This is a genomic window from Hymenobacter agri (genome assembly GCF_054778495.1).
Genome location: NZ_BAAGZM010000681.1, coordinates 1 through 2,123 on the forward strand (window position 1 = coordinate 1; position 2,123 = coordinate 2,123).

Consider the following 2,123-nt stretch of genomic DNA (forward strand, 5'->3'; position numbering starts at 1 on the left):
GCCGGCCAGCACCCGACCCACCTATCGCGTGCGCTCCCTGAGCGGCCGCACCAGCCGCAAGCTGCGCCTGCACCCCGATGGCACGCCCGACTTCGTCAACATCAACAAATACCCTTTTTTCGAGGACAAAAAGTCCCTACGTGCCATCGGCAAGGCCGAAAAGAAACACCAGTACCACCAGGCCCGCCTGCTGCTGGAAGACTACGTGGCTAAGTTCGGCCCCGTCAACTTCGCCAAAAATACCGACATGCTCTGGCGCCTGGGCCAGCTGCTGCAGCGCGACAGCCAGACGGTGAAAGCCAAGGCCTACTACCGCTTGGCCCTGAAGCACAGCCGTGCCGATACCAAGCGCATTCAGCTCTACTACGACTCGCTGGAGCAGAAGGAAACGCCGCTGTACGTGCCGCTGAAGACGTACTACGACCTGGTGGAGTACCGCAAGAACCTGAACACGTTTCACCCGCCCAAGGGCGTGTACACGAGCATGGGCGATGCCATCAACAGCAAGGCGCCCGACTACGGGCCGGCGCTGGGCGGCAACGACTCGCTCTTGATTTTCAGCAGCAAGCGGCACCGCCGCGGCCTGACGGGCGTGGTAGATGAGGACCTGTACACCTCGCACAAGGAAGGCGTGAGCTGGACCGATGCCGAGCCGCTGCCCAAGCCCATCAATTCGCCCAACAACGAGGGTTCGGCCTGCCTGAGCAAGGACGGGCGCACCATTTTCTTCGCCCGCTGCGAGTGCAGCACCTGCCACGGCAACTGCGACCTCTACACCGCCACCAAGGGCAAAGACGGCAAGTGGGGCACGCCCAAAAGCCTGGGCCCGCTGGTGAACTCGCCGGCCTGGGACTCGCAGCCCACGCTCTCGCAGAACGAGGACACGCTGTACTTCGCCTCGGACCGGCTGGGCGGCTTCGGGCTGTCGGACATCTACTTCACGCACAAGCTGAAAAATGGGACGTGGACCCCGGCCGAGAACATGGGCCCGGTCATAAACACCCGCGAGAACGAGGTGAGCCCGTTCTACCACCCGCTCTACCACGTGCTGTATTTCAGCTCGCGGGGGCAGCTGCTGAACTTTGGCGACTTCGACATTTACAAGACCTACAAGGTGGGCGGGCGCTGGCAGGAGCCCAAGAACATTGGCCCGCTGGTGAACGGTAAAGGGTCGGAATACTACTTCACCATCGACCGCGAGAGCAAAAACCTGTACTACGCCCGCTCGGAGGCACAGGAGCTCAACAACCTCGACCTCTACTCCTTCCCGCTGCCAATGGAGGCGCAGCCGCTGGCCACCACCAAGGTGGAGGGCACGCTCATCGACTCGGTGAGCAACAAGCCGCTGAATGGCATCGTGAGCATCATCGACACCGATAATGGCGTGGAGGTAGCCAGCAAGTTTATCCGGCCCGATGGTACGTTCGACTTTGAGTTGATGGAGGGCTCGCACTACGCCATGCTGATTCAGAGCCCGGATTTTTTCTCGGTGGAAAAGCAATTCGCCCTGCGCGGCGACACGGTGATGACCCTGCTCACGAACAGCATCGACTACAAGCTGCCGCTGATTTTCAAGAACCTGGAGTTTGAGCAGAACAAGTCGAACGTGCTGCCCAGCATGTACCCCACGCTCGACCGCATTGCGGTGTTTCTGGTGGACCATCCCACGTTCCGGCTCAGCATCGCGGGCCATACCGACGGCCGGGGCGACCCGGACGTGAACGAAAAGCTGTCGCAGGACCGCGCCGAGGCCATTCGCAAGTACATTGAGCGAAAGGGCAAGCTGGCGGCTAACCGCATCGAGAGCTTCGGCTACGGCTCCTCCAAGCCCCTGAAAGACGAGCTAACCGACGCCGACGCCAAGGTGAACCGGCGGGTGGAGTTCAAGCTCATCAAGCCCGAAACCGACAAGCCGGCCGACGGCGGCGGGGACTGGAAGTAGCGGCCTGGTCGCGCTGCATCGCACCCAACATTCCGCGCTGTGGCCACGAATGTCCGCGCTTACGCCACGGTTCTCCTCGGTCCCGCCACAATCGTCCGCACCTACGCCGCGAGCTTCCGCACTTACGCCACAATCGTCCGCACCTACGCCGCGAGCTTCCGCGGTCCCGCCACGGCCTTCC

1 protein-coding gene is annotated in these 2,123 nt (G+C 62.2%); it reads left to right on the plus strand.

Annotation, left to right across the window (positions count from 1 at the left end; all coding sequences use genetic code 11):
• Positions 1 to 1,942, plus strand: a 1,942-nt coding sequence (locus ACYVDE_RS20990; RefSeq protein ID WP_460503487.1) for an OmpA family protein, incomplete at its 5' end; no start/stop codon positions are given.
• Positions 1,943 to 2,123 lie beyond the last annotated feature (181 nt).